Here is a 26,498-nt window from a genome sequence, read left to right as displayed (position 1 = left end):
GGCGGCCCCTGATGCTGAAGATCCAAACGCGTTCACCCGAACAGTCTCCCACCCGGCCGCCCACCTGGCCGGATTCCGACGCCAAAGCCTGGCATCCAGCCCGCTGACCGGGCGGGCCGGGAGACCGGCCCGCCCGTCGCGGCCGCAGTGTGCTGGCTCACAACCCGAACTGCTCGATCAGCTTGGCGCGGTGCAGGCGCAGGGTGCGGTTGTCGGGAAGGATCTCCAGGATCTGAGCTCCGTCGTAATTGAGGATCTGGGCCAGGGTCGTGGCGAAGCCGCGGGCCCGGGTGGCGGGTTGGCCGACGCGTTCGGCCAGGGCGGTCATCGGCAGGGTGCCGGCCTCAACGAGCGCGGCCAAGGCTTGCGGGGCGGCTTTGGCCAGAGACTTGCGTGCGAGCAGGTCCAGCTGCGCCTGGTACAGCTCGGTGGCCATGAGCCGCTCGACCAGGGCAACCGCAGGGTCTTCGGACTGGTTGGAGGTGGCTGCCGTCTCGGACTCGGCCGCCGACTGCCCGGGTTCCTGCGGTACGGGGGCTACCACCTCGTCCTCGCCGAACAGGCTGATGGCGCCCTCGGGCGCGGGCGGGGCGGCCTTCTTGGTCTGCTTCCGGCGCGGGCTCGCCACGGCTGCGTCGGGCACGGCACCTGCGTCCGCTTCGTTCTTGGCTCCGGCCTCGACGACGCCACGACCCTCGCCGTCCTCGGTCCACCAGGAGGGGGTCGGGTCGCCCAGCTCCCGCCATCCGATCGGCGGCTCGGCGCCGAAGGGAAGCAGGGCGAGGAGCGGGATGGTGAACTCTGCGAGAGTTACCCCGCCGTGGTAGCCCGCCTTGAGCGCGGTGTACCGGGTGTCGTGGTCCCGCAACGCGACGATCCGCGATCCGGGCTCCGGCCAGACCACCCGAGGTCCGGACAGCTCGATCTCGGCCGGAGCGACGGGTCCACGAGGAGTGCGGTGGCGGGCCGAGCCAATCGTGCCGCTGGCCGCGTCGAGCTTGGTGCCGCGCCGCTCGACTACATGGCCGTGGTCGGAGGTGAGCAGCACGGTCATGCCATGCGCACGGGCAGCCCGCAGCAACGGTTCCAGACCGCCGATCTCCCTGGCCCGCCACGCGCCGTCGCCGAGTTTCTGCTCCTTGCCGAGGCGGTCATCGACCGTGTTGAGTACGACCGCGACATGGGTGCGCTCATCGGCGAGGGCTTCGGTGAGGGCAGTGGAGAACGGCGAGCCGGTGTCGGGGCCGCGCAGGTCATCCTTGTGGAACACGACCGCCGGAGCCCCGTTCCAGCAGGAGTGCTGGGGGAAGAGCCGCTTCTCGTCGCTCTGGTCGCCCTTCATCAGGGTGCCGGCGAACAACGAGGTCCGGGATACGGCCGTGAGGGTGGGCAGCGCGGCAGCCACGGCGCGCCGGACGGGCGCCCCGGCCGCAGCGGGCAGCGGGTCGAACTCCGCCCACTGCCCCCGGAGTTCTTCGCCAAGCTCCGCAGCTATCGCCGCGCTCATCCCATCCACGAGCAGGAGCAGAACCCGTCGGCCAGGGCTGGCAACGACAGGCGCGACAACGCGGTCCAGCAAGCTCTCCACGGTGAGCATGGCGCCGGGAGCGGTGCCACCCGCGGTCCACACCGCGAGCCGCTCGGAGAATGCACGGTCCAGCTCGCGGCGCTTGTCCCGCGCCTGCGCGCCGATCCGGCTGTACGCGTCGGCGAGTACGTCGTCTGGGTCGCCGCCCGCTTCGAGGTGTTCCAAGGCTCGGTCCACCCAGCCGAGTTCGTACATCTGGCGTGCGGTGCCCTCAGCGACCGAGGCGATATCGGCCTCAGGCGAGCCGGCAAGCCACTGCCGCAACCGTGCCGCCATCCTCACCCGCTCAATACGGGCCCGGGTGGCACCATCGGCGGCCAGAGCATGGTCGGCCAGCGCGGTGACGGCAGCGGTGACCGTGTCGGTGCCGCCGTCGGCAAGGGCACGACCAGCCGCAGTGAAGCGGGCGTCGAGTCCGGCCGAGAGTAGCGGGCTGGCAGCCGCGGCAGCCTGTGCCCCGAACTGGGCCACGAGCTGCGCGGCCCGAGTCAGGACCGGGTCGGCGAGCCGGTGCTCGCCCCGGTCGACGAGACCGCGGACGAACGCCTCGCCGCTGGATCCGAAGGAGGCCAGGAGTCTGTCGAGGTCGTCGCCCTGGGCTGGCGGCTGGTCGCCGAGCCACCGCTCGGCGCGCCCCCGCGCCCGGTACAAGTCGTGGTCAGCCTCCGCGTGCCCCCACAAGGCGGCACAGACGACCGCGTAGGCGGCTGCGTCTGCACCGTGTTCGGCGTTCACCAGGGCGGTGATGATCTTTCCGGTGGAGCCGCCCTGCTCGGGTTCGGCGAGGAAGCGGGCCAAGCCGGCCCGCTCCGGTCCGCGCAGGTCGCGCAGGAGATCGGGGCCGCCAGGCGTGAGGGTCCATCGGAACAGTGCGACGGGGTCGATACGGTCTCCGTCGTCGTGTGCGGCGGCCCCGCCCAGCGCATCCGTGTCGTGACGGCCGATCCTTAGACGGCGCCTGGCCAGCCGGGTGAGCGCCTCGTCTCGGGAGAGCACTCCCTTACCCAACGAGGGCCAGCCGCGGGTGGCCGCAGCGTCGAGAAGCGCTTCGGCCGCCCAGGTCTCGCCGCGCAGCCGCCCGTCGAGGCCACGTGCGTCGAACGCCTCCTGCACGACCTCCCAGTTGTCGACAGACCGGATCCTGCCGCCGTAGACGCGGGCGAGCAGCCCTGGGTCGAGGTCGGTGTCCTCGCGGTCGGTGAGGACGACCAGGACCTTGGGGTCAGGGGGAGTCACTGCGTCAAGGTGGCCCAAGATCTGCTCGTGTACAGCCAATACCGAGGGCCCGACGGCTACCCGCGCCCGCAGCCCGCCCGCCGTCTGCTGCACGGCGGGCCCGTCCCAGGCCGGATCGGCCCGCAACAGCAGGACGCGGACCGTGCCGTCGCCGAGCCGGCTGCGGGCGGCGAGGTACTGGCGGACGGTCCCCGCCGGCAGCCGGGCGAGACCGGCGGACGCGGGCGCTGTGGTGACCGAGTCGGACATCAGTCGACAACCTTCCAGACGACCTCGACGGCAGCGTTGGGGTTCTCGGCCGCGAGCGCCGCGAGCGCCGCCTGCAGCTCGGCGCCAGCCCGTGCAGCGGTGGTCCGCCCACCGCCGGAGCGGGCCACGGACCGCGACGGCGTACGGGGCCCAGGCTGCGCCACCGGTTCCGGCAGCACCTGCGGGTGGGCGGAGCCGCCGTTCAGGTCCACATCGTCGGAACTCGGCATCGGAGTGGCGGGCGGTTGGGGACGCTCGGCCGTGTTCTGCCGAGACCTCAGCAGGGACAGCACCTCTCGGCCGCCGGCATTCAGCACTCCCGGCAGGTCGGGGTAGTCACCCGGATCGCCGGCGGCGGCATCCCGCACCCGCTCCAGGACGGCCGCGCCGTCCACACCGAGGGTGTCGGCCAGGCCCAGCTGGTCCCAGCTGGTGTTCTGCAGCGCGGCGGCGACCTTCCCTGCGCTCTTAAGGGACATGGCGTAGCGGTGTGCGGTGAAGTCGCCGAGGTCGAAGCGGGCGAGCCGGTCAACGACGGTCTTGGCCTCGACGCTGGCTTCCGTCACCGACTTCACCAGCTCCTGCGCCCTCCTGGCAAGGACGAGGCGGGGCGAGTCGTCGTCGAGGCGGAGGAAGGCCCGGTGCTTCTCCAGTTCCCCGACGAGCCGCCCGGCGTCCTGGGCGAGCGCTGCGGCGGCCTGCTTGATCTGTCCGGCGAACTGGTTGACGATCCGCCCACGCCGCAGTTGCGGCGCCCGGTCCCCGAGGATGGTCTCGTACCGCTTGCGCGCCTCTGTCCAGTCTTCCTCACTGGGCAACGGCTGCTCGCGCAGGGCGTAGTCCCGCTTCAGCTCGTGCGGTGCGGGCGCCGGTTCGACGGGGACTCCACCGCGCACCCACACCCGGTCGGTTGTCTCCGCGTAGGCGGCGGCGAGCAGTCGGCGCAGCGGCTCGGGCAGTCCGCGCGGTTCGGGAAGGTCACTCCAGTCGGAGAGCTTGACCAGGGTCGGTTCGGCGGCGCCGTCCCGGCGGGCCTGGCTGGTGAAGTGGTCGGGCCAGGCGGTGGACTGCCGGTAATACGCCTCCCGCATGGTGCCAAGGCCCAGGCCACCCGCGATCCGCGCCATGGTCTTGCGGTCCTTGCCGTCGACCTCGACCTGTCCGTCGCGGTCCTCGGCGGCCTTGCGTACGTACTCGAAGACGGTCCTGATCTCGGCGGGCTTCACGGGCTTGCCGCTGCCGTCGGGGTCCAGGTCGGGGTGGGCGGGGTACTGGTGGGCGAGCAGCTTGCCAGCCAGGTCGCGGGCGGCGGCGTCCAGCGGCGCGCCGAGCGGAAGCCGAAGCTCGGGCACATCCTGCTGGGCGACCAGGTGGGTGTCGAAGCCGAGGTCGACGACCCCTTCCTGCTTCTGCGCGAGCCCGTACGCCTGCCGCAGGGCCTGGGTGACGCGCTCCGTGAGGATGTCGCGTTGCGACTGCAGCATGCTCTTGGCGCGCGCCTTGTCGTCGGCGTTGAGGCTGCGTGCGAATTCGGAGTCGAAGCGAGCCTCGTCGGCAAGAGCCTTGTCGATGACGACGAGACGCTCGAAGTCACTGCGGGAGGCGTCGGTCAGGTGGGTGGGCAGCCAGGCCAGGGTGCGTGAGTCGCCGCCCGGCTTCTCCCGCAGGGCGCGCAGCCGCTGCAGGTCGTCCATCGGGCCGAACTCGCCCTCGTCGTAAGGGTAGTCGACGACGATCCGCCAGGCGTCGTCCTGGCTGGGCCGCAAGGTCGCCTCGGACAGCGAGTCGACGTCGGCGACGTTGCCGAAGACCACTTCAACCTGCCGTTCGGTGCCCTTCCACACCAGGTCGAGCACGTCGTACGCGTCGAAGCCGCCGGGCCCGTCACCGACTCCGAGCGCGTCCTTGAGCAGGCTGCGCATCTTGGTACGCCGGTTGTTCTGGTTGTTGTGGACTTGGGCGTTGGCGAGGACGGCGTCCAGGTCGACGCCCGTGAGCTCCAGGCGGACCACCGCACCCGGCCCGGTACCGATGACCTTGATCTCGGGGAAGGTCGCCGCCCACTCCTTCGCCTTCTGCTCGAGCCGGCCGACTTCGGTGCCCGCGATGCGGGTGGTGATGGAACCGTGGTTGAGGGCGTGCAGCCGCGCCAGGGTGAGGTCGGCGAGCGCGGGCACACTGGGCGCGAGCGCTGAGAGCAGCAGGGTCTGCAGGAGCCGGCTGTCGCCGGTGAAGTCGCGGCAGCGGGCTGCGAGCTGCGGGTCGCCGAGGCTCTCGGGACGGCGTCGGTACGCCTCGACCTGGTCCTCGGTGACCTGGTTGGTCTTCAGCAGGTACGGGCGGAGCTTGTCCCGGTACAGCTTGTCGGCGGCCTCGAAGTGGACATTGGTCTCCCCGCTGAACGCCTTGTCGCCGCCGCCCGCGATCGCCGGGTACAGATCGCCGAGCGGCACGAGCTGCCCGAGCCGCCAGTCGTCGCGGTGGTCAACGAGCAGCTGGCTCATCAGTTTCAGGCCGGTGCGGGAGCGCTGCAGCGCGGCGGAGATGTGCACCAGGGTGTCCATGAACGCCGGCGGGAACGGGTACGTCCGCCGGAACGCGTCCTCGTCCGCGCCTGTGGTGGACTTGTCGTGGCCGAGCAGGGTGTCCCACACGTCCGGGCCGAGCTTCTTGGCCTCGGCGAACGCCGCCTCCACCTTCATCTCCGCCTCGGGGGTGGCGGGCTTGAGCAGGCGGGCCTGCGCGATCTGCGGAAGGTTGCGATCCTCCAGGACGACCTTGTCGAATCGCCCGCCGCTGAGCTTCAGGCTGTCCTGCACGGCTGCCTCGGCGGCACCCGACATCTCCTCGCCGACCAGTTCGCGCAGGTCGCGCTGGCGGGCGATGAACGACACCACCGGGATGGCGCGCCGCTCGTCGCCGCCCTCCACGAAGTTCGTGATCTTGTCGGATTCGCGTGAGACGAACCTCTGGTCGTGAATGCGGGAGGCCAGCCACAGGATCAGCTCGTCCATGAAGAGGACAAGTCCGTCGTAGCCGAGGGACTTGGCGTGCGCGGCGATGATGCCGAGCCCCTTGTCCAAGGAAACGAACCCGTCGGCGTCCTCGGAGGCGTTGCGCGAGAACGCCGGGAACAGGGTCTGGGTGAGGTCCTGCACAAGGCGGGCCCGCAATTCCGGCGCTGTGGAAGGGTTCTCCAGGTCGAGACCCTTGGTGTTCTCGTGCTCCTCCGGAGCGTTCACCGCCTGGTCAAGCAGCTCAGTGGTCCAGGTGAAGGAGTCGCCCCACTCGTCCATCTGGCCATCGCCGGCGTCAGCAAGCTGCTCGATCACTCGGTCGTCGCCGTTGCGGCGGCGCTGTTCGGCGAAGTCCTCGAAGAGCCCGTCGGTCCGGTAGACCTGCGGCAGCGGGCAGCCAGGGTGCAGTTTGCGTACGTGCTCCACGTACTTGCCGAGCACGCGCTGTTCAAGGGACTTGGAGCCCAGCATGTGGTACGGCACCAACAGGAACTTGCGGTCATCCGCGTCCAGCCAGGAGTGACGGGCCCGTACCGGGTCGAGGTCCCCGCGCTCCCGGGCCGCCTGGTTTCCCGACAGGAGCGCGTAGAGCACGGCCATGAAGTGCGACTTACCGGAACCGAACGAGCCATGCAGATAGGCCGCCTTCGACGAGCGGCTGTCGAGCGCCGACTTGATCAAGTCAAGGGCCTCGTCAAAGTTGCCGAGCAGCCGGTCGGTGACGACGTAGTCCTTCAACGCCGCCTCGGCCCCCTCAGGGGTGACCGCCTCGTTCAGCTTCAGCACGAAGTCGGATGTGGACACCGACTCCGGGATGTCGATCAACTCCCGCAGCAGCGGCCGGTCCTCGGGGCGAGGGTTGTTCCTGTTCATGAACGCCATGGTGTCTTAGCTCCTCGCCCTGCTCAGTCGGACTCTACGCCGGTAGCGGCATCGGTGACGTTGTCCGTGACGGACATCTGGACGGCGGCCTTCGCGCCCGTTCGCTTCTTGGGCGCGGCTGCCTTCTTCGCGCCCCCGCGGGTGGCGGCGGCCGGGCGCCAGGCCCGCAATGCGTCGTCGGTCAGCCCGAGCTCGCCCTGCTTCTGCTGCCTGAACGCCAGGATCTCGGCGGCCGGCGACGCCCCGAACTCCGGGTCGTACTCGCCGTACCACTGCTCCAGCCACGGCTGCAGCTCAAGCAGCCCGGCCAGGTACGGCACAAGGTCCTCGTCACCGAGCCCGGCCTGCTGGATATACGAGGCGAGCGCGAGGCCCTGCTCCAAGTGGTCCCAGCCAGCCCACCCGTACAGCTCCGGCGACTGCGCGTTGACCGTGCCGTACGACAGGAACCGTTCCTTGGGCACGTCGAGCTTGCCACGCGCACGCCAGTAGCTCGGCTTCAGAAAGTCCGCCGCGGTGTACTTCGGCGGCACGGGCGTCCGCTCACGGACCTTCCGCTTGGCGGGCTCGTCAGGAGCGGCGTCCTCCTCCCGCTGCTTCTCCCACACGTACTCCCAGTCGGCGCGCTTCTTAAGCCCGGCCGGCTTGTACCGCAGCGCAGACACGAACGGCACGTGCTCCTCAGACAGCAACTCCCGTACGGTCTTTACCAGATCCTGCCGAGGCGCGTACAACTCGGCAACGGCGGCGAAGCCCTCGTCGGCGGATAGGCTTTCAACGAGGCGAGCGAGAGTGGTTACCGTGGGGTTCCCACTGACGTCGAACCAATGCATGCGATCTTCGACCCGATCGAGCAGCCAGGACTTCAACGCCTTCTGCCGCATCGTGTCCCAGCCCTCAGTTGCCCAGCGCCGCTTGTACTCCGGGCGCTCCACCATGCCGATTGCGCGATTCGACTCGATGACCTCGATTCGCCTCTGCACGAGCGCCCTGTACTCAGTAGGCCAGTTCGCAGGGATTTCCCTGATCTGCGTGGACCCGTGCCGCTTGAACCACTCGTCGCTGGCCTCCCCAGCAGCAACCCGCCGCGCGAGCACGATTTCGAAGGCCCGCTCGCCGAGGGCAATTTCGGGCACTGCAGAAGCGTCGGGCAGGCGCAAATCCTCAGAGTGTAGGCCATAGAGGCTATACACCTGCCAGTCCAGTTCTTCTTGGAGTGCGATCATGCGCGCGCGGATCGAGTCGTATCGGGCCTTGGCTTCACGGAAGGCGGTGGCGGTGGGAACGGCCTCCACGACCGAGGCGGCAGGCACCGTCAGCGAAAGCTGCTGGGCGAGAGCGTCGAGCTCGATGGCAAGGGAAGTCGGGTATTCAGGGGGGAGGGGGAATTCTTGAAGCTTGGTACCGGTGAACTCGTAGAAGCGTTCCCACGCCTGCGATTTGTAGCCCTCGTTTACACCCTGACTACCCTTGTCATGGCTCACCATTTTCAGCCAGAACCCGGCCGTGGAGCTATTCAGCAGCCCGAGCAGCCGTACATGATCTTCCTCGGTCGCCGCCCCATCGAGCTTGACAACCGGTGCCGTCCTAGTAAAGGAGTTGCCGTCGCGATCAAGAATGAAGTGATTATGCGTAGCAACGAAAGCGAAGTTGATCGACCACGAGTGCGCCTCTTTATCCTTCGGGAGCTGGTGCCATCCCCACCAGGGGCGCGCTTCAGTGAAGTAAGTGCGTCCCCCGAAGGTGGAACGATTGCCCAACTCGCTGCGATTAGGCCACAGAATCCGTTCGAGATTCGGCATCGACTTAAGCGGAGCAATCCCCCGACTACCGTCATAGGGGTGGATGATGTGATCTCCAGGCGCAAGCACATAGTCACGCACCTCATCTCCGACACCAATTCGCTTGACAAACACATCCTCTGCGTTGCGCATCTTCAGCACCCTGCTGGGCACGATTAGGGCATCATCAGCGTGCGTATCACCGTAGAACCCGATGCGAAGGACTTGGCCCTTGAGCTGACCCGAACCCGATTTCGCCAACGTCTGCACGAGCTCAAGGCCACCATCAGCAAGAACCCATGGCTTCTTGCTGAAGTACACCCGCCGGTCGAGATCCTCTACAGAAACCCAGTTGCCAGCGGTGCCCGCTTCATCGATCTGCTGAACGATTGCCCGCCATACCAATCCCTCTTCCGCCTTCTCCGGCGCCGAGGGTTCTCCCTGAACGCTCCGGACAGTCCGGATCGTCGCCTGCCGTTGCGATCCCCCCCTCGATCGCCCGACGAGGATCACCGTCGGCGTCCCGTGCCCCGGGATATACGCTCCTGATGTGTCGATGACTTCGGTGAGTTCGACCTTGTGAGCGAAATACTCCTCAATGAGCTTCGCGCCAAATTCGCGCTTCATGAAGGAGTTCGCAGTGATCTGACCGACCAAGCCGTAGCCGTTCCCGTCGTCGCCACCCCGCTTGGCCAGTTCGAAGAACCGCTGGGCAAAGGGGACAGAAAGCGCGTACGTACCCGCGCAGGCGTCGTATAGCTCCCGGTACAGTTGGTTGAGCTTCTTGTCCTTGACCGTGATGTAGGGCGGGTTGCCCACCACCACGTGGTAGCGCCTCTCCTGCAGGATCCCGGGGTACTCGTGGACGTCCTCCGTCGCGTATGAGAACTTGGCGAGCGGGTCACCACCCGCCTCATCAGACCCGAATCCCAGCTGCAGCTCCAGCTGCCGGTCCTTGATGAGGGAGTCGCCGACCGCGAGCTGGATGGGCCACTCATAGTGCTTTGCCTCCTCGAAGGTCCGCATGCCGCTTGCGGCCATTGCGGCGACCAGGAGTCGGAACCGTGCCACCGCGACCGCGAAGGGATTGAGGTCGACCCCGTGCACCGAGTTGAGAGCCGCCCGCACTCGCTCGTACGAGCCCACCCCGGGCCGCTGCTCGGCCCACATCCGCACCAGCCGGCGGAACGCTCCGAGGACGAAGTGTCCGGACCCGCAGGTCGGGTCGATCATCTTCAGCTCTTCGAAGCCGAACTCCCGCACTGCTGGGGTCATCGTCCGGTCGAGGATGAACTCCTCGACGAACTCCGGCGTCTGCAGCAGCGCGTACGTCTTGCGCGCCGCCTCGCTCAGGTCCTGGTACAGGTCACCCAGGAACCGGGTGTCCCAACCCTCGGTGCCGTCCTCACTCAGCGGGTCGCTGAAGTCGTGCACGAGAGCCGGGCCGCCGGCCCCACCGCCGCTGGCCCCGTCGGCCTCTCCCTCGCCGGTGCGCTGCTCCCGCCAGAACGCTAGCAGCGCGCCGGCCCCGTCGTGCGACAGCGGAATCTGGTAGAGCGGGTTGTGGTCACGGTCGAAGAGCAGCCGCCCGGCCTGGCCGGTGCCCAGTTCAGCGAACGCGGTCTCAAGCCATCCCCGGTATGTCGGGTCCGAATCCTTCTCCAGGTACTCCTCGTACCGCGCCTGCGCGGTCTCCCGCCCCGCCACGTCGGGGGAAGTGATGTACGGCTCGGCAATCAGATGGTTGTCCTCGCTGAAGCGGACGAAGACGGTGCCGAGCACCCAGGCCACGGCGACCTGGGTGATCCGCTCCCCGAGCCAGGCGTTCCACGTCGCCGCCGTACGCCCCAGCTTCCGGGCTTGCTCATACTCACCGCGCAGCCGTGTCCCGACCTCGGGGACAGCTTTGACCTGCTGCTCAAGGTCAGTCTCTGCCGCCTTAACCTGCTTCTGCAGGTCGGCGAGGAGGCTCTTGCGGTCGATCACGGAACGGCTCCTGTGGAGAAAACGGAGAGGGCGGAAGGAGATCAGGTCAGAAGGAGAAGAGGCTCAGGCGTCCTGCACAAGGTGTTTACGCGCGACCCAGGCGTCGGGCACGACAATCCACTCGTCGAACCCTGCCTGGTACGGCACGCTCTGCCCGGCCAACCGCGGCGCCCGTGCCGGGTCGGACTGGGCAACGAGCAGCCACAGCGGGCTACCGCCCTGCCGCGCTTCCTCCGCGAGCCGGCCCAGCAGGTCCAAGGCGTCATACCGGGCGAGCACCGCAGTGTCGGTGAGGAGCAGCGGACCTTGTCCCTCCGCGAGGCACTCTCGCAGCCGCGGTTCGATGCGCCCCCATGCCTTGTCGGTTCGGATGCGGAGCTGCTGGTGGGCACGGCTGCCCGGTTCGGCGGCGTCCGCCTTGAGAACGGTCTCCCAGGTCGGACGGGGCGCCTCGCCGACTACGCCGCGCAGTTCGTCCACGAAGAGACGTGTCAGTGATACCGGCCGCGCCCCGTACGACTCGCCGGCCAGGTGCCGCACCGCGTCCTCGGCGCGCCGCTGGGGCACGGTCAGGACCCGGAAGCCGTCCTGCCGCGACGAGTGCTTGAGCCGTTGCTCGGCCTTGACCGCAGCAGCGACGGCCGCGTCCGCGTCGTACTGGGTGGGGGCGGAGCGGCGCGCCGCCGAGGTACTCCAGCTCGCCGAGGTCAGGCCGGCGGTGGCGTCCCCGGACGGGCGGTCCGGGATGAGGCGGAGGACCTTGTCGTAGCGGGTGGCCAGCTTCAGGTCGAAGCCGGCCTGCTTCAGGTCGCGGACCAGGGCGCTGCCCGTGGGCAACTGGCGCGGCGTCAGCGGGTCGGTGCCCAGGTCGGGGAAGCGGGTGGTGACTCGCTTGTGCAGGGCGTCCACCGTCAGACCCGGCTGCAACTCTTCCTCGACGCCCTGCTGTACGGCGACCACACCGGCCTGGGTGATCCTCAGCGCGCGCACCAGGTCCAGGTCGCGCGGGTAGATCTCCAGTCGGGGGGTGAGGGCGGCCCCGGTGGAGGCTGCAACCGCGATCTCGGCGGTGCGCCGCTCGTCCCAGCCCAGGCTTCCCGGCGGCCGTCGCACCGCGTCCAGCTCGGTGAGGACGGTGCTCGCCGTCGGCAGGGACTCCAGCTCCGCGAGCCGGTCGGCCCGCGCACCCAGGTTGAGCGCGTAGTCCTGCAGAGCGGGCAGCGTCGGGGTGTCCGGGCCGTCCACTCCCTCCCGGACATCCAAGGCGAGCAGTCCGAGCACCGGATCGGCGCCCTTGGGCATCCGGGCATGGAAGTAGCGGAACAGCGGCGGCGACTCGTTGTCGAAGCTCTCCCGCTCCACCACCGCGCGCAGCAGCGACAAAGCGAGGGCCCGTCGATCGCGCCGCTCCACGTGCTGGGTGCCACGTCGGGCGATCAGCGCGTCGGCGAGCTCGATCACCGGCGCCACCCGGCCACGTTCGGCAAGGAGCTCCACCACCTCCTCGCGCAACAGCCCAAGAGCGGCGTCCTCGTACCAGCGCTCGCGCGCCTTCTTCACGATCTGCGGGATTCGGCCCGCGGTCAGGCCCACCGCGTCAGCGACGTCCCGCTGCCGGACCCACGCCAGGCCCTTGGGTAGCTCGCCCGCCTCGTTGGGCAGCCGCAGCAGCAGCCGGACCGCTTCGCGCTCCTTGGCGTTGGAGCGGGCGCTGCCGCTGGATGGCTTCGGGACCAGGCGAGCGGCCAGCGCGTCCAGGCTCAGTGCGCCCAGCAGCTGCGGATCGGTGACCTTTCCGCCGCCGGCGGCGACCGATTCGGCGACCGCCTGTTCCAGCTCGGTGATCTCCTGGCCAGCTGCCTTGCGGGCCTCCGCGCTCAGTGGTGCGGGGGCCGCCTTGCCGAGGCGAAGGTTCCACTCCTTCTGCCGGCGCTGAATCTCCTCCCGGGTGCGCGAGCCCATGCCCGGTGCAGTGAGGAACTTCCTTGCCGAGTAGTCCAGTACGTCCCCGACAGTGTTCAGTCCCATAGCGAACAGCTGGGACTGCGCGGAGAGTGTCAGACCTGCCACGGACAGAGGCGTCGTACGGTCAGCCCTAGCCGCCTGCTGGTCACGAACCTGCTCGACGGAGGTATCGTCGTCCTCGCGTCCGATCTGCGGCCCGGCTTCCTGCGTGGTCCCTACGGCGCTTTCCGCCGTACCGTGCCCGGAGCTCGGAGCCGTTGTCCGCTGCGCATCCAGGAAGAGTGCCTGCCAGGCACGTTCCATCGGCTTCAGGTCCGAGAACCGGTCCTTCACGTCCCGCGCCAGAGCCTTGCGGAAGAAGGCGACCAGGCCGTCACGGACCGCCGGCTCGAAGGCGTCGGCGGCAAGCTGCGGGTACGGCCACTCCTTCAGATCGGTCTGCCTGGCTGTGACGGCACCGTCACCCCATCGGGGCAGCTCGTTCGACGCCATCTCGTGCAATGTCGCCGCGAGCGCGTACCGCTCGGCGTGCCCGTCGTACGAGCCGCGCGTGATGATTCCCACGAACGGGTCGAGATACCCCTCGGTGCCTGCGTCGATCTCCTTCGCCGGGTAGCCGGCGAGGGAGAAGTCGATGAGCACGAGCTGTCGAGTGCCGTTGGGACGGATCCGGATTGCGATGTTGTCCGGCTTCAGGTCCCGATGCCAGATTCCTTCCGCCTCCAAGTGCTCCACCGCGCCGAACAGGTACTTCCCGTACGCCTCCAGCTGATCCATGCCCAGGCGGCCGTTATCCCGCAGCTGACGGGCGACGGTGTCCTCACGCCGCCTCGGTCCCTTCCCGTCACCACGGTCCTGGTCCTTCAGCTCTCGGCTGTCGCCGACGTATTCGAGCGCGAGCACCCGACGACCCGCGAGAGTGATCGGCTCCCGCTCGTAAAGCGCGATGATGCTGGAATCCCGGTGGATGCGGCCCAAGATCTGGGCCTCCCGGTCAAGGACCGCGTGCTTGGCCTCGCTCAGCGCGACCTTCAGCACAGCCACCGGCAGGGTGCCGCTACGCCGCGGCTCGCCCGCGAGATCCCGCACCAGGAACGCCCGAGAGGTCGAGCCTGTGCCGAGCCGACGAACAACCTCCCACCGCCCGGCCAATACATCCCCGGCCACGGCCTCCAGCGGGTCCTTTTCCGGCTCGCCCCGATCCTCGTCCGTTTCCGATCCCGACCCGCCGTCCCCGCCCGTGCCTGCGGCTGCGGCCGAGCCGACGGAGTCCTTTTCGGTGAACGCCTGCTCGACGTACTCCAGCATCTCCATGAAGTCGTCGACCGTGGACAAGCGCCGGCCCGGTTCGTACGCGGTGGATGCCTCCACCAGGTCATCGATGTCCGGGTTGAGTCCGTCGACCAAGGCACTCGGGCGCAGGCTCTCACCGGCTTCCAGGCGTGCCATGACCTCACTCTGGCTTGCGCCTGGCGCCTGCCCGGTGACCAGCAGATACGTGAGGACACCGAGCCCGTACACATCGAGGCGCACCGGATCAGCCTTCGGAATCCTCAGTTCCGGCGCCAGATACGGATCAGCCTGCTCCGAGACGTGGAACCCGGACACGTTTGTAGGAGCCAGGGTCAGGGGCCGGCCTCGGCTGGCGCTCTGGCCTGTAGCGATCTGCCAGTCCGCGATCTGCGGCCAAGGGCTCAGCCAGCGCTGCTCCTCGCTAAGCTCCCGCCCGCGCGGGCCGCGGTCACGCGGAATGATGTGGACCGCGTGCGCCGACAGCGTGCGGTGATGGACACGGCGAGAGTGCGCGGAGCGCACTGTCTCCGCAAGCTGCCGTACGAGCGCGAGGCGGCTCCGCAGGTCCAGCTGCTTCCCGTGCTGCACCAGAAAGTCGTCCAGCCGCAGAGTCTCCGGGTGGTAGTCAAACAGGATCGTCGGCCCGGCCGGATGGCCCGACGGCAGATAACTCTTCAGTTGCACCGCACCGGGGTGCCGGAACCGGCTGAGCACCAGCGCCTCGCGAGCAGCGGCCTGCTCTACCGAACGCCGCTCGGCGTCCGAAGCACCGCGCTCGCTGAGGAAGACCCGGACTCGCGCCAGATCGTGCAGCTGGGAGTGACGGCCCAGGTAGTCGGCCCAGGTGGGCCCTGAGTCGAACGCCTTCGCATCCAGAAGATAGGAGCCCACCTCATGCTGGCGGCGGATCGGTGCGATGCCGAGCTTCTTCAGGGCCACGTCGACGCGGCGAGAGGTCTCGGACGTTATCCGGCGCCGGGCGTCCGCCGGCGGCTCGGACAACATGTCCACGAGCTGCTTGACCGTGAACACGCCGTTCAAATCGGCGGCCGGAAGGTTCACCCGGAGCTTGTCATCGGTGAAGCAGACCGCCTCGCCCACCCAGATCTTCGGCCGATCCCCGGGCCGGCCGGAGACATCGTTGATCAGGCCGGACAGCTCCTTGGCCTTCCGGTTCGCCAGGTGCAGGGGGTTGCCGTGTCGCCGCTGGGTCCCGCCGGGCGTGGTCTGCACCCAGTCGTTACCGCCGCCGTGTACCGATCCGTGCCAGTCCTTCAGCTCGAGGAGGAACACCCCGGCCGGTACTGTCACCAGAAGATCGATCTCGCGGACATGGCCACTGTTCGCGGTGAACGTGAAGTTCGACCAGGCGCGCCACGGCTCCTCGTCCGGCATGCGCCTGCGGATCGCTTCCAGACCGCGGCGCTCGTGCTCGTGCTCGGACTCGGTGACCGTCGTCCACCGACCTTCCAGCATGCGACTCCCCGCCTGTGTCCGTTTGCGCACATTTGCGCGTACCGCGATCCTGCCGCCGTTCGCAGGAACGTCGGGCTGCCCCCGCTGGATGAATCTTAGAGGGCAGGACTGACAGCAAGAGGGGGAGTGGGCTTCCTGGAGGTCTTTGCCCTTCGAGCGTGATCACCGGGTTCCCGCTGGTCAGGTACAGATTCGGCCACCGCATGTCAGTGATGGCCCCCCGCGCTGCCGCTTGCGTAAAGGCGCAGGAAGTCATCGGCGGTGGGGCTACGGCAGGAGCGCTGTTGCCATGCATCACTGATCTCCCCCCTGCGCCGTGCCAGCCGGAGCCGAGACGAATCACGGCCTTGGCCAGGCTTGTGCGGGCCAAGCGCCGGGCAAAGAGCTCGCATGGGTGATCTGACCGAGGAATGGGCGACGCGGGTCGCGGAGGCCGAGCTCAGCAGCACGCTTCCACGGAGGTGGGCGCATTCACAGGGAGTGGCCAAGCGCGCAGTCGAAGTAAGTCAGGTTCTCGGCCAGGACGCTGGCCTCCTCATTGCTGCCGCCACGCTGCACGACATCGGGTACGCGCCGCGGCTGGCCGTGACGGGGTTCCATCCACTAGACGGAGGGCGGTTCCTTCGAGACGAGCACGGGGCCGACGAGCGGCTGGCGCGGCTTGTTGCGAACCACTCGTTCGCGCTCCTGGAGGCTGAGGAGCGGGGGCTGCGGGAGGAACTCGCGAGCGAGTTCCCCTTGCTGGAGGAGCCGCTGCTGGTGGACGCGCTCGTGTACTGCGACATGACGACCACGCCCGACGGCGGCCGGACCACCGCCGAGGAGCGTGTCGCGGAGATCCTTGGCCGCTACGGTGACGACAGTGTGGTCGGGCGGTTCATCCGCCGGGCAGCTCCGGAGATCTTCGCCGCCGTGGGGCGGGTGGAGACGGTGCTGGCGGCTCAGCCGAGGTAGGGGTAGGTGCCGGCGAGGTAGTCGCCGATCTGTTGGCGCATGCTGGCGTGGATGTCGTACTGGTCGAGGTCGGCCGGCTGGACGAAGCGGACGCCGTCGGCCTCGTCGTTGATCGTGGGCTCGCCGCCGACGGGGCGGCCGATATAGGTGTTCTCGTACTGCTGGCGGATCTCGCCGTCGGTGTACGCCACGATGTGGTTCGGGTTCGTGTAGACGCCGAGGAAGCCGGTGATCTCGGCGACGATGCCCGTCTCCTCCAGGCACTCGCGCACCGCGCACTCGGCGGCGGTCTCGCCGATGTCCTGGGCGCCGCCGGGCAGCGCCCACTGGCCGGTGTCACGGCGGCGCTGGAGCAGGATGGCGCCGCTGTCGTCGACGACCAGCAGGTTGCTGGCGGGGATGAGGGTGTTGGCCTTGGGGGCGTTCGGGTCGTTGTAGTACTCAGTCCTGCCCATGTGCGGCGGTCCCCTCCTGGTCGGGTGTCCACGGCCGTGCGCCGGCCCAGACGGCGTCGAAGCTTTGAGCGTAGTTGTCGAACCAGCCGCCTTCGGTGCCCTGTCTGAGGTGGAGCAGCGGCTTGGCGCTGGCTGGGCGTCCCCACACGTGAGGGTTGACCAGCAGGTTCTCGTCGTAGAGGAAAAGCGAGGTGTACAGGGTGGTGTCGTGCAGTCGTACCTCGCACCCGGCTTGCCCAGAAGGGGACGGTAGTAGGTCAGGAAAGCGGGGATCTTCGCCGCGAGCGTGTCGCCGATCCCTTCCTCTCGGCCTCGGACGGCGACCGCCCCACCGGTGGGGTCGCACGCACTGGTGGGCCTGGCCCAAGGTGATGCCGCCCCGCTCTGCAAAGCGGTCCGCAGCGACGTGCTCAACCATGGCCATGTGCGCCTCGAGAACGGCTTCGCTCTGGTAGGAGCCTTTCATAGAGACCACCCACGCCTGTCGGCCAGCCATCGGAGAGTGACTTCGCCGCACCATGTCTGATGTTGGCGGAGATGTGGTGACCAATCCGCCGGCGGCTGTGCGCCAGAGACGAGGAAGAAGCCGGAGAGCGCGGCGAGGGCAGCGTCGAGCTGTTCGTGAGCGACTCCGCGGGTGGTGGGATGTGCGGCGAACAGAGTGCTGGCGTCGTGACCGTCGGCAAGTGCTGTGGCGAGGAGCAGAACGAGGTCGGACCAGCTTGCGCCAATGCAGGGCCAGTTCCAGTCGCAGATCCACGCGGCATCAGTGGTGTCGATGAGCACGTTGTCCTGACGCAGGTCGTGGTGCAGGACAGCGTTGCCCGCTGTGGCCTTCCGCCATTGGCTCTCCAGCTCGGTCAGCTGTGGCGTCAGCCGGAGCGGCACCCACCCCGGAAGGATCTCCGGCTTCACGCTGCCCGCTTGGACGTCACGCCAGCCGGTGAAGTCGCCTTCGGCATCGACCGGCTTGAGCCCGAGTTCCAGCATCTGCGGAGAGGGGGTGGCGAGCGCCTCGGCCGTCGCGGCGTAGGCGTTCAGGGCGGCGTCCAGCTCGTTGGGCTGCCAGGGTTCGGCGGGCATACGGCCACCGTCGACTGCGTCGAAGCCGAGGACCACCCAGTTGTCCTGTTCCTCGATCCACTGCAGGCGTGGTGCTGGGACCTCCGGCGGGAGCGCTCGGTTGATCAATGCCTCCCGCCGGTAGCAGTTGGCGATCACGTCGTTCATCTCGCCATTGACCGCCTTGATGAACTGTGTGCCGCTGGCCCCTTGGGCCACTGCGGCGAAGCCGCTGGTGAAGCCGCTCCCTGCGCTCGGCCCCACGTCCACTGCTCCGCCCAGGTGCCGTGCGATCAGCTGGCGAATGCCCTGGGGAAGGTCGCCCCAGCTCGGTCGGGTGGCGGTGGATGCGTACCTCAAGCGAGGGGTGACGATGTTCGGCATCCAGCAAGAGTGAGGGAAATCCTCCGCCCTGTGCGAGGGATTTCTGGTGCGGCTCTGGGCCGATCCGCTCGACGGCGGCCTGTGTCGTCCGACCTCCAGAACCAATCAGCCGTGTGACCGCAGGTGTCAGCTCGGCAAGGAGACGCACTGTCTTGTCCGTGCGGTCAACCTCCTTCCCCAGTTCCGAGCTCTCGGTAAGCCAGCCGTTCCCTGGGGCCCACCACGAAGTCAGACAGAGTGACGACATGCCCGGTGCGCAAAATTGCTTCGACAGCGAGATAGCAATCAGCTTCCCTTGCAGGGCACTTACTCCCGTCAAGGAGGACGGCCATGTCCAGCAGAGGACTTTCCGCGCTGCATGTGGAGGAGTTCGTTGACAATGGCTTCGTCCGAGTGGACGAAGCCTTTCCCTCCGAGGTAGCTGCCGAGTGCCGGGCCATGTGCTGGCAGGAGACGGGCTGCGACCCGGATGATCCGAAGACGTGGACCGAGCCGGTGATCCGGCTCAGCAACTGCGCTCAGGAGCCCTTCCGCCGGGCGGCGAACACGCCGCGGCTTCACGCAGCCTTCGATCAGCTCGTCGGGCCGGGCCGGTGGTTGCCTCGCGAGAGTATCGGCACGATCCCCATCCGGTTCCCCCACCCCCGGGATCCGGGCGATGCCGGGTGGCACATCGACGGCGGCTACCACCCCGAGGGGCATAAGTCGGGCCCGCCGTGGGTGAACGTCCACTCGCGCGGCCGTGCGCTGCTGATGCTCTTCCTGTTCTCCGACACTGCGGAGAACGACGCGCCGACTCGGATCCGCGTCGGCTCGCACCTGCAGGTCCCCTCTCGTCTGGAGCCCGCCGGCGAGGAGGGCATGAGCAGTGACGACCTCGCGGCCACTGGACTTTTCGAGGCGACCTCTGGCTTCCCTCAAGTACTGGCTACCGGCAGGGCGGGGGACGTCTTCCTGTGTCACCCGTTCTTGGTACACGCGGCGCAGCCCCACCGAGGAGCGGTCCCGCGGTTCCTGGGCCAGCCACCGCTGTACCCAGCGCAGCCGATTCAGATTGCGGGGGAGGATGGTGCTTCCCCCGTGGAGATCGCCATTCGGCGAGGCTTGACGTCCTCGTAATGCAGTGGTCAGCCGGCACCGCCCCCGTTGGAAGGCTCGTCGGCGGCGGTGTCGGTTGAAGGAGATCCGGTACGGCTCTGCACTTGCCGTGTGGGTGACCTCCGAGCGGGCCGGTGGACGCCCGGCCGGCTCGACAGGGGCGGCCGGCATGGGAGGCACGTTCGGTCACGCCCTGGCCGCCGACTTTTCATCCGACCGCCAAGGTTGCGTACGGCTGACTCCAGCGTGATCAGGTCTACTCCCCCAGTGCTTCAAGGTGCTGCGCGAAACTCGATTGCAGGCTCTCCAGAACAGCCTTCCCCTTATCCGCGGTGGCCTGCGACGGGAAGCCGATGACCCCTGATTTCGTGTACTCGCTCATCCCCCGGACGAGAAGGAACGGGCGATCACCGCCATCGTGGTCTGCGTCGGCGAACCCGTCGCGGACCAGGTCGGGAGCGGCATGCAGCAGGATCGAGGTCTCTATCTCTCCGGCGTGCATGTCTCCGTGCCGGTCTGACACCAGTCCCCCGCGCTCCCGGGCACGAGACCAGTCAGGCCCCAGCGGGAACAGGGACATCGTCGGGCCGTCGACATTCGCCTCCTGAACCACGTTGGACAGGACGTAGTTCCCGCCGTGGCCGTTAATGATCACGAGCTTGTCGACTCCGGAACGCGCGAGGGACGCCCGGATGTCGTCGATCACCGCCAACAGGGTCTTGGCACTGATACTGACCGTGCCCGGAAACGCCGCGTGCTCGTGGCTGCACGAGATTGTGATCGGTGGAAGCAGGTGCACCGGGTAGGCAGCGGCGATCTCCTGGCCGACGATGCACGCGATCGCTGTGTCGGTGATCAGCGGGAGGTATTGGCCATGCTGTTCGAAGGACCCGATCGGCAGGACAGCAACGCGGGGCTGCCGCTCCAGGACATCGGTGCTGGTAGCGGTTGGCAGCAAGTTCACGGCACTCCTCTTGTCGTCAGCCACGGCGGAGGTTCACGCCGATTGCCTCGGGCTTCGCCAGCGGCTCCGCAGCAGCCCCCGGTCCTAGAATGAGGGGTGCCTCGGCCGTCCGGAACTCGCTTGGCCGCCTGTCCCGGACGGTCGAGCGCTTCTCGGCCGTTCTGGCCGGCGCTCAAATCATCGCGAAGGGTTCCAGCCTCTTCGATACGATGACAGCGGCCTGCAACCACGATCCGTCACCATGTGTGACGGTCCCTCGCGACCTCCCTGGTCATCGTCGCTTGCAGCCTCCCGCCCTGGGCCCACCGTGGCAGCGCCACCGGCGCCGTACGTACGAAATGGAGCATCCAAGGATGGCTCGACACCTGGTAACCAGCGCGCTTCCCTACATCAACGGGATCAAGCACCTGGGCAACATGGTCGGGTCGATGCTTCCGGCGGACGTGTACTCCCGGTACCTCCGCCAGCGCGGTCACGACGTCCTCTACGTCTGCGCCACCGACGAGCACGGCACGCCGGCCGAACTGGCCGCCAAGGAAGCCGGCCTGTCCGTCGCCGAGTTCTGCGCGCAGGCGCACGACGCGCAGAAGGCCGTGTACGACGGGTTCGAGCTGGCCTTCGACTACTTCGGGCGCAGCTCCTCGCAGCAGAACGTCGAGATCACCCAGCACTTCGCGCGGAAGCTGAACGAGAACGGCTTCATCGAGGAGCGGGCGATCCGCCAGGTGTACTCGCCGGTCGACGGCCGCTTCCTGCCGGACCGGTACGTCGAGGGCACCTGCCCGCACTGCGGCTACGACAAGGCCCGCGGCGACCAGTGCGAGAACTGCACCCGCGTCCTCGACCCGACCGACCTGATCGACCCGCGCTCGGCGATCAGTGGTTCCACGGACCTGGAGGTCCGCGAGACCAAGCACCTCTTCCTGCTGCAGTCCAAGCTCCAGCACGAGGTCGAGGAGTGGATCGCCACCGTCAGCGACCAGTGGCCGCACCTGTCCACGTCCATCGCCCGCAAGTGGCTGACCGAGGGCCTGAACGACCGCGCCATCACCCGCGACCTGGACTGGGGTGTCCCGGTGCCGGCCGACACCTGGCCGGAGCTCGCGGCCGAGGGCAAGGTCTTCTACGTCTGGTTCGACGCCCCAATCGAGTACATCGGCGCGACGAAGGAGTGGGCGGACGCCACCTCCGACGGTGAGACCCGCGACTGGAAGTCGTGGTGGTACGAGGCCGACGACACCGTCCGGTACACGCAGTTCATGGCGAAGGACAACGTCCCCTTCCACACGGTGATGTTCCCGGCCACCGAGCTCGGCGTGCGCGAGCCCTGGAAGAAGGTCGACGTCGTCAAGGGCTTCAACTGGCTGACGTTCTACGGCGGCAAGTTCTCCACCTCGCAGAAGCGCGGCGTCTTCACCGACGCGGCCCTGGAGATCCTGCCCGGCGACTACTGGCGCTACTTCCTCATCGCCAACGCCCCCGAGTCGGACGACTCCTCCTTCACCTGGGAGCACTTCACCGCCACCGTCAACAAGGACCTGGCCGACACCCTCGGCAACTTCGTCAACCGCGTGCTGTCCTTCTCCCGAAAGCGGTTCGGCGACGACGTCCCCGCCGGCCGCCCCGCCGGCGAGGCGGAGGCGAAGCTCGGCGAGGAGAGCGCACGACTGCTCGCCGAGTACGAAGAGCAGATGGAGGCCCTCCAGTTCCGCAAGGCCGCCGCCGCACTGCGCGCGCTGTGGTCCGCCGGCAACTCCTACCTGGAGGAGAAGGCCCCCTGGCTGGAGATCAAGACCGACCCGGACGGCGCCGCGCTGACCCTCCGCACGGCGATGAACCTCATCCACCTGTACGCGGTCGTCTCCGAACCCTTCATCCCGACCACCGCCGCCGCCATGCGCGGCGCCTTCGCCCTGGCCGACGACTCCGCGACCTGGGTGACCGCCGAGCAGGCCAAGGCCCTGGACACCGTCCCGGCCGGCACGGCCTTCACGGTGCCGCCCGTGCTCTTCGCGAAGATCACGGAGGAGGACCTGGAGTCCTACCGCGAGCGCTTCGGCGGCGCCCCGGGCGCCTGACGGACATCCCCGCTCCGTGCCGTCCCGACTCTCATCGGGCGGTAGGGGGAGCTCCCGGCATCGTTGCTGGTTTCGACACATGCGACACCGGCCAGGTCCCTCCCCCAACCTCCAGCAGGCCGAGCGAACGACATCAGCCATTGGCTGATCGGCACCCTTACGGTTCGGTGCGGCCTCCTTGATCCTGCTGTGCTGGAGCAAGGGGAGGGCCATGGCAGCGGCACGGAAGCGGCGGGTATCGGCTGCGCGTAGGCGCCGCCAGCAGCGATTCAAGATCGGTGCCATCGCTGGGGGCGTGGGCGTCGTCGTGCTGGTGGCCTTCTGGAACGTGATCTGGCCCTATCTCGTGGGTGCGCTCGTTCTCGGTGGCGTTACCGCTGGTGGGTGGTGGTTCTGGCACACCGATCGGTTCATCCGTAGCGGTGATCGGCAGTGGCGGCATGACGAGGCTGTGAAGGCTGGGCACCGGACTCTGGCCGAGGTCGACTCGATGACGGGGACGGAGTTCGAGGACTTCGTCGTGGACCTGTGCCGGCGCGACGGGTGCACCGACGTGCGGAGGGTCGGTGGCTCGCACGACAACGGGGCTGACGTCCTGGGGGTCCTTCCCGATGGGCGGAGCATGGTGATCCAGTGCAAGCGGTACACGCCCAAGAGCAAAATCCCCAGCCGGGAGGTCCGGGACGTGCTCGGCGCGAGGGTGCACTTCAAGGCCGACGTGGCGATCTTCGTGGCCACCACGTACTTCAGCGGGCCGGCTGAGAAGTTCGCCACGGAAAACGACATCCTCGCCGTCCATCGCGATCACCTCGGGCTGTGGAACAACGGCGCCTCGCTGCTGTCGCTCGGCACGGTGAATGGCATGGGACAAGGGGACCGGCGGCATCGGGAGAGATGGAAGGAGACGTACGAGTAGAGGGCGAGGACGGCCGGAAAACGATGGTGCGGGGGTGGGTGGGGTGGTCCAGAGGGGGTGTCCGGCGTCGGTACCCTGGAGGGCATGTCTACTGCTCCGGTTCGCGTTCGTTTCGCCCCGTCTCCGACCGGCATGTTCCATGTCGGTGGTGCACGGTCCGCTCTCTACAACTGGGCTGTGGCGCGACAGTCCGGCGGCACGTTCGTCCTGCGGATCGAGGACACCGACGCGGCCCGGAACCAGCCGGAGTGGATCGACGGGATCATCAACGCGCTCGCGGCGATCGGGATCCACGGCGAGGATGCGGCCTTCGAGGGCCCGTACTTCCAGTCGCACAACGCCGACCGGCACCGCGAAGCGGCCCAGCAGCTCTTCGCGGCCGGCCGGGCGTACTACTGCGACTGCACACGGGAGCAGCTGAAGGAGCGCACCGGGTCGGATCACCTCGGTTACGACGGGTTCTGCCGGGAGCGGGGGCTGGCCTTCGAGGAGGGCCGGGCGCTGCGGTTCCGGACGCCGGACGAGGGCGAGACCGTCGTGGTCGACCTGATCCGCGGGGAGCCCGCGTTCCCGAACAGCGCGATCGAGGACTTCGTGATCGCCCGCGGTGACGGGTCTCCGGTGTTCCTGATCGCCAACGTGGTCGACGACCTGGACGAGGGCATCACCCAGGTCATCCGGGGCGAGGAGCATCTGTCGAACACGCCGAAGCAGCAGCTGCTGTGGGAGGCGCTCGGCGCGAAGCCGCCGGTGTGGGCGCACCTGCCGGTGATCGTGAACGAGAAGCGCCAGAAGCTCTCGAAGCGCCGCGACAAGGTCGCGCTGGAGGACTACCTCGCCGAGGGCTTCCTGCCCGAGGCGATGGTGAACTACCTCATGCTCCTGGGCTGGGGCCCCGGCGACGACCGGGAGATTATGCCGCACGAGGAGCTGGAGCAGCTCTTCCGGATCGAGGACGTCAACACCGCGCCGGCCTTCTTCGACGTGAAGAAGCTGACGGCGTTCAACGGCGACTACATCCGCGCCCTGGCGCCGGAGCAGTTCGCCGCCGCCTGCGCCCCGTGGCTCGTTGCCCCGTACGCGCCGTGGCAGCCGGAGGCGTTCGACAAGGACGTGTTCGAGACCGTGGCTCCGCTGGCCCAGACGCGGATTGCGCTGCTGTCGGAGATCACCAGCTACGTGGACTTCCTGTTCCTCGACGAGCCGGTCGAGGACGAGGCGTCGTGGAACAAGGCGATGAAGGCGGGCGCCGGCGACATCCTGTCGGACGTCCGGGCCGAGCTGGCCACAGTCGCGGGCTGGAAGGCGGACGACCTGAAGGCCGTCCTGCTCGCCGTTGGCGAGAAGCACGGCCTCAAGCTGGGCAAGGCCCAGGCGCCCATCCGGGTCGCGGTCACCGGCCGGACGATCGGACTTCCGCTGTTCGAGTCCATGGAGCTGCTCGGCCGGGACCGCGTGCTGACTCGTCTGGACGCGGCGGCCAAGAAGCTGGCCGCTCAGGCGTAGCCGCTGGTCAGGCGACCTTCGCGAGGAGATCGCCCCAGGCATTCCCGAAGTAGTTCAGGTCGAACCGGGCCAGGGCCTCGTACGTGGTCTTGGTCTCGGTCTGGCGTGCCGCCGCGCGTTCCCGGACCTGCGCCGGCAGACGGCCGAGGTCCGGGGCCGGCTGGCCGGTCAGCGAGGCGAGGTCGCCCAGGCCGGCCACCGGGCGGATCAGGCACGGCAAGCCAAGCAACAGGGCCTCGGCCGCGCAGCGGCTCCAGCCCTCCCGCATCTGGGGGAGGAAGACGCCCACGTCGCACGCGCACAGCAGCCGCAGGTACCGCTCGCGCTCCACGTCGTAGTGGGCGCCGTCGAAGCCGATCGTGTTGCTGCCGCTGGTGATCACCCGCAGCCCGGGGGCGCCAGCCAGGGCCGCCGAGACCTCCTCGGTTCCCTTCCAGTGCACGGCCTTGCCCGCGTACACGCCGATCACGTCCTGCGTCAGGCCGAACTCTGCGCGGCACTCGGCTCGGTCGAAGCCGCGGGCCCGCTCGACCTCCGTCATGTCGAAGGCGTTGTAGATCACCCGTACGTCGCGCACGCCTCGGGCATGGAGGAAGTCCGCCCAGTAGGGGGCGACGCAGACCACGGCGGCGCACTGGGGCAGTACCCGGAACAGGTGCTCCCAGAGCATGGCTTCGACGGGGGCCGAGTCGTGCTGCAAGGGCTCGTAGTGGTGCAGGAGGAACACCGTGCGGGCCCGCATCTCTGGGGTGAAGAGCAGCAGGCTCAGGTCGTCCCACACGAAGGTGCCGCTGGCTCTGTCCAGCGCCCGGACCGTCGGGGCCAGGCGGGCGAGGTGGCGGAGCTTGCGCCAGCGGCGGACACGGTAGGTGCGCTTGTGGTCCGGGATCGTGCGCCACTCGACGTCGTCGGCCGTCGCCTCGTGGAGCATCCGCAGGTAGACCCGGCCGCCGGTCCGGCCGACCGGCTCCATCGAGTAGACCACCCGCTTCACGGACGTACCTCCTGTCGCTGTCGGACGTACTCAGCGTGGAGCAGCGCGTGCATGGCCTCCAGCTGGGGGCTGAGGCCACGGGCGGCGTCGGCGAGCGGGAGGTAGAAGTCCTCCAGGCTCTGGAGGAACCGCCGGCGCCTGTCGGCGTTGGGTGAGGCGGCGAGATCGCGCAGGTTGTGGAGGCGGTCGGCGAGCCGGACGAGGAGGTCCTCGGGCGGGAGCGCGGCCTGCTTGAAGCGCCAGCGGGTCTCGTCGCCGGCGGCCTTGGGGCGCTGTTCGAGGCGGTGGTCCGCCGTCATGGCACGCAGCCCGGCGGTGAACGGTCCGCCGAGGTGCTGGGTGAGGAGCGCCTCCGATTCGGGGGCCACTTCCAGGGCGTCGTGGAGGAGGGCGAGGAGAAGGGTCTCGGGGTGGCTGACCCTGATCTCGGCGCGCAAGACCGTGACGACGGCCAGCGGGTGTTCCAGGTACGGGGTGCCCTGGTCGCGGGTGTGGCCGTCGAAGACGGTGAGGGCGAGGGCGCCGGCGACGCGGGCACGGGACTGCTCGTCCATGCTCCACGCGGCGGCGCCGAGGATGGTCAGGACGCGGTCCAGGTCGATGGGGTTCATCCC

General features: G+C 68.5%; 14 protein-coding genes and 1 pseudogene. 5 read left to right on the top strand and 10 right to left on the bottom strand.

Annotated features, from left to right (window positions below; all coding sequences use genetic code 11):
• Positions 1–157: 157 nt before the first annotated feature.
• From pglZ to pglW, 4 genes are all read right to left on the bottom strand, one after another.
• On the bottom strand, positions 158–3,073 hold the full coding sequence (pglZ, locus tag AB0Q96_RS12240) for a BREX-2 system phosphatase PglZ (protein WP_365324361.1): 2,916 nt from the start codon (positions 3,071–3,073) through the stop codon (positions 158–160).
• Positions 3,073–6,972, bottom strand: coding sequence for a phage resistance protein (locus tag AB0Q96_RS12235; RefSeq protein WP_365324359.1), 3,900 nt, complete (start codon positions 6,970–6,972; stop codon positions 3,073–3,075). The genes pglZ and AB0Q96_RS12235 overlap by 1 nt, the downstream gene beginning before the upstream one ends.
• A 23-nt stretch (positions 6,973–6,995) precedes the next feature.
• Complete coding sequence (pglX, locus tag AB0Q96_RS12230; RefSeq protein ID WP_365324357.1) at positions 6,996–10,739, bottom strand: BREX-2 system adenine-specific DNA-methyltransferase PglX; 3,744 nt, start codon at positions 10,737–10,739, stop codon at positions 6,996–6,998.
• 63 nt (positions 10,740–10,802) lie between these two features.
• Positions 10,803–15,473 (bottom strand): BREX system serine/threonine kinase PglW, encoded by a 4,671-nt coding sequence (gene pglW, locus AB0Q96_RS12225; RefSeq protein WP_365324355.1) that lies wholly within the window; start codon positions 15,471–15,473, stop codon positions 10,803–10,805.
• 390 nt (positions 15,474–15,863) lie between these two features.
• Here pglW and AB0Q96_RS12220 point away from each other — a divergent pair, with 390 nt between their 5' ends.
• Positions 15,864–16,427, top strand: coding sequence for an HD domain-containing protein (locus tag AB0Q96_RS12220; RefSeq protein WP_365324353.1), 564 nt, complete (start codon positions 15,864–15,866; stop codon positions 16,425–16,427).
• Here the strand turns inward: AB0Q96_RS12220 and AB0Q96_RS12215 are convergent.
• From AB0Q96_RS12215 to AB0Q96_RS12205, 3 genes and pseudogenes are all read right to left on the bottom strand, one after another.
• Entirely contained in the window at positions 16,415–16,882 is a 468-nt protein-coding gene (locus tag AB0Q96_RS12215) for an NUDIX domain-containing protein (protein WP_365324351.1), read from the bottom strand. The two genes, AB0Q96_RS12220 and AB0Q96_RS12215, sit on opposite strands and share 13 nt — an antisense overlap.
• Positions 16,869–17,224: pseudogene (locus AB0Q96_RS12210) on the bottom strand (XRE family transcriptional regulator); the annotation flags it as partial. The pseudogene AB0Q96_RS12210 and the gene AB0Q96_RS12215, both read right to left, overlap by 14 nt.
• A 120-nt stretch (positions 17,225–17,344) precedes the next feature.
• On the bottom strand, positions 17,345–18,328 hold the full coding sequence (locus AB0Q96_RS12205) for a hypothetical protein (protein ID WP_365324349.1): 984 nt from the start codon (positions 18,326–18,328) through the stop codon (positions 17,345–17,347).
• 330 nt (positions 18,329–18,658) lie between these two features.
• Between AB0Q96_RS12205 and AB0Q96_RS12200 the strand changes: the two genes are divergently transcribed.
• On the top strand, positions 18,659–19,447 hold the full coding sequence (locus tag AB0Q96_RS12200) for a phytanoyl-CoA dioxygenase family protein (protein ID WP_365324347.1): 789 nt from the start codon (positions 18,659–18,661) through the stop codon (positions 19,445–19,447).
• A gap of 235 nt (positions 19,448–19,682) precedes the next feature.
• Here AB0Q96_RS12200 and AB0Q96_RS12195 read toward each other — a convergent pair whose 3' ends face one another.
• Positions 19,683–20,390 carry a creatininase family protein gene (locus tag AB0Q96_RS12195; protein ID WP_365324345.1) on the bottom strand — a complete coding sequence of 236 codons (708 nt, stop codon included), beginning with the start codon at positions 20,388–20,390 and terminating at the stop codon, positions 19,683–19,685.
• A 353-nt stretch (positions 20,391–20,743) separates the two neighbouring features.
• Here AB0Q96_RS12195 and metG point away from each other — a divergent pair, with 353 nt between their 5' ends.
• From metG to gltX, 3 genes are all read left to right on the top strand, one after another.
• The gene (gene metG / locus AB0Q96_RS12190; RefSeq protein ID WP_365324343.1) at positions 20,744–22,468 is read left to right on the top strand and encodes a methionine--tRNA ligase; all 1,725 of its coding nucleotides are present in this window, start codon (positions 20,744–20,746) and stop codon (positions 22,466–22,468) included.
• 211 nt (positions 22,469–22,679) lie between these two features.
• Complete coding sequence (locus AB0Q96_RS12185) at positions 22,680–23,384, top strand: restriction endonuclease (RefSeq protein ID WP_365324341.1); 705 nt, start codon at positions 22,680–22,682, stop codon at positions 23,382–23,384.
• A 132-nt stretch (positions 23,385–23,516) separates the two neighbouring features.
• Positions 23,517–24,890 (top strand): glutamate--tRNA ligase, encoded by a 1,374-nt coding sequence (gltX, locus tag AB0Q96_RS12180; RefSeq protein ID WP_365324731.1) that lies wholly within the window; start codon positions 23,517–23,519, stop codon positions 24,888–24,890.
• A gap of 7 nt (positions 24,891–24,897) precedes the next feature.
• Here gltX and AB0Q96_RS12175 read toward each other — a convergent pair whose 3' ends face one another.
• Both AB0Q96_RS12175 and AB0Q96_RS12170 read right to left on the bottom strand, forming a co-directional pair.
• Positions 24,898–25,884 (bottom strand): glycosyltransferase, encoded by a 987-nt coding sequence (locus AB0Q96_RS12175; protein ID WP_365324339.1) that lies wholly within the window; start codon positions 25,882–25,884, stop codon positions 24,898–24,900.
• Entirely contained in the window at positions 25,881–26,495 is a 615-nt protein-coding gene (locus tag AB0Q96_RS12170; RefSeq protein ID WP_365324337.1) for an HD domain-containing protein, read from the bottom strand. The genes AB0Q96_RS12175 and AB0Q96_RS12170 overlap by 4 nt, the downstream gene beginning before the upstream one ends.
• Positions 26,496–26,498 lie beyond the last annotated feature (3 nt).

Source organism: Streptomyces sp. NPDC093111 (genome assembly GCF_040683955.1).
Taxonomy (GTDB): domain Bacteria; phylum Actinomycetota; class Actinomycetes; order Streptomycetales; family Streptomycetaceae; genus Streptomyces.
Note: the sequence above shows the minus strand (reverse complement) of the source record. Positions and strands in the feature narration are given on the sequence as shown.

Excerpts from the sequence above, each read along its gene's own strand:
- pglZ (WP_365324361.1), bottom strand. The coding sequence starts at position 3,073 with ATGTCCGACTCGGTCACCACAGCGCCCGCGTCCGCCGGTCTCGCCCGG.
- AB0Q96_RS12170 (WP_365324337.1), bottom strand. The coding sequence starts at position 26,495 with ATGAACCCCATCGACCTGGACCGCGTCCTGACCATCCTCGGCGCCGCC.
- AB0Q96_RS12220 (WP_365324353.1), top strand. The coding sequence starts at position 15,864 with ATGGGTGATCTGACCGAGGAATGGGCGACGCGGGTCGCGGAGGCCGAG.
- AB0Q96_RS12235 (WP_365324359.1), bottom strand. The coding sequence starts at position 6,972 with ATGGCGTTCATGAACAGGAACAACCCTCGCCCCGAGGACCGGCCGCTG.
- AB0Q96_RS12200 (WP_365324347.1), top strand. The coding sequence starts at position 18,659 with ATGTCCAGCAGAGGACTTTCCGCGCTGCATGTGGAGGAGTTCGTTGAC.
- gltX (WP_365324731.1), top strand. The coding sequence starts at position 23,517 with ATGTTCCATGTCGGTGGTGCACGGTCCGCTCTCTACAACTGGGCTGTG.
- pglW (WP_365324355.1), bottom strand. The coding sequence starts at position 15,473 with ATGCTGGAAGGTCGGTGGACGACGGTCACCGAGTCCGAGCACGAGCAC.
- AB0Q96_RS12185 (WP_365324341.1), top strand. The coding sequence starts at position 22,680 with ATGGCAGCGGCACGGAAGCGGCGGGTATCGGCTGCGCGTAGGCGCCGC.
- AB0Q96_RS12215 (WP_365324351.1), bottom strand. The coding sequence starts at position 16,882 with ATGGGCAGGACTGAGTACTACAACGACCCGAACGCCCCCAAGGCCAAC.
- metG (WP_365324343.1), top strand. The coding sequence starts at position 20,744 with ATGGCTCGACACCTGGTAACCAGCGCGCTTCCCTACATCAACGGGATC.
- AB0Q96_RS12205 (WP_365324349.1), bottom strand. The coding sequence starts at position 18,328 with ATGCCGAACATCGTCACCCCTCGCTTGAGGTACGCATCCACCGCCACC.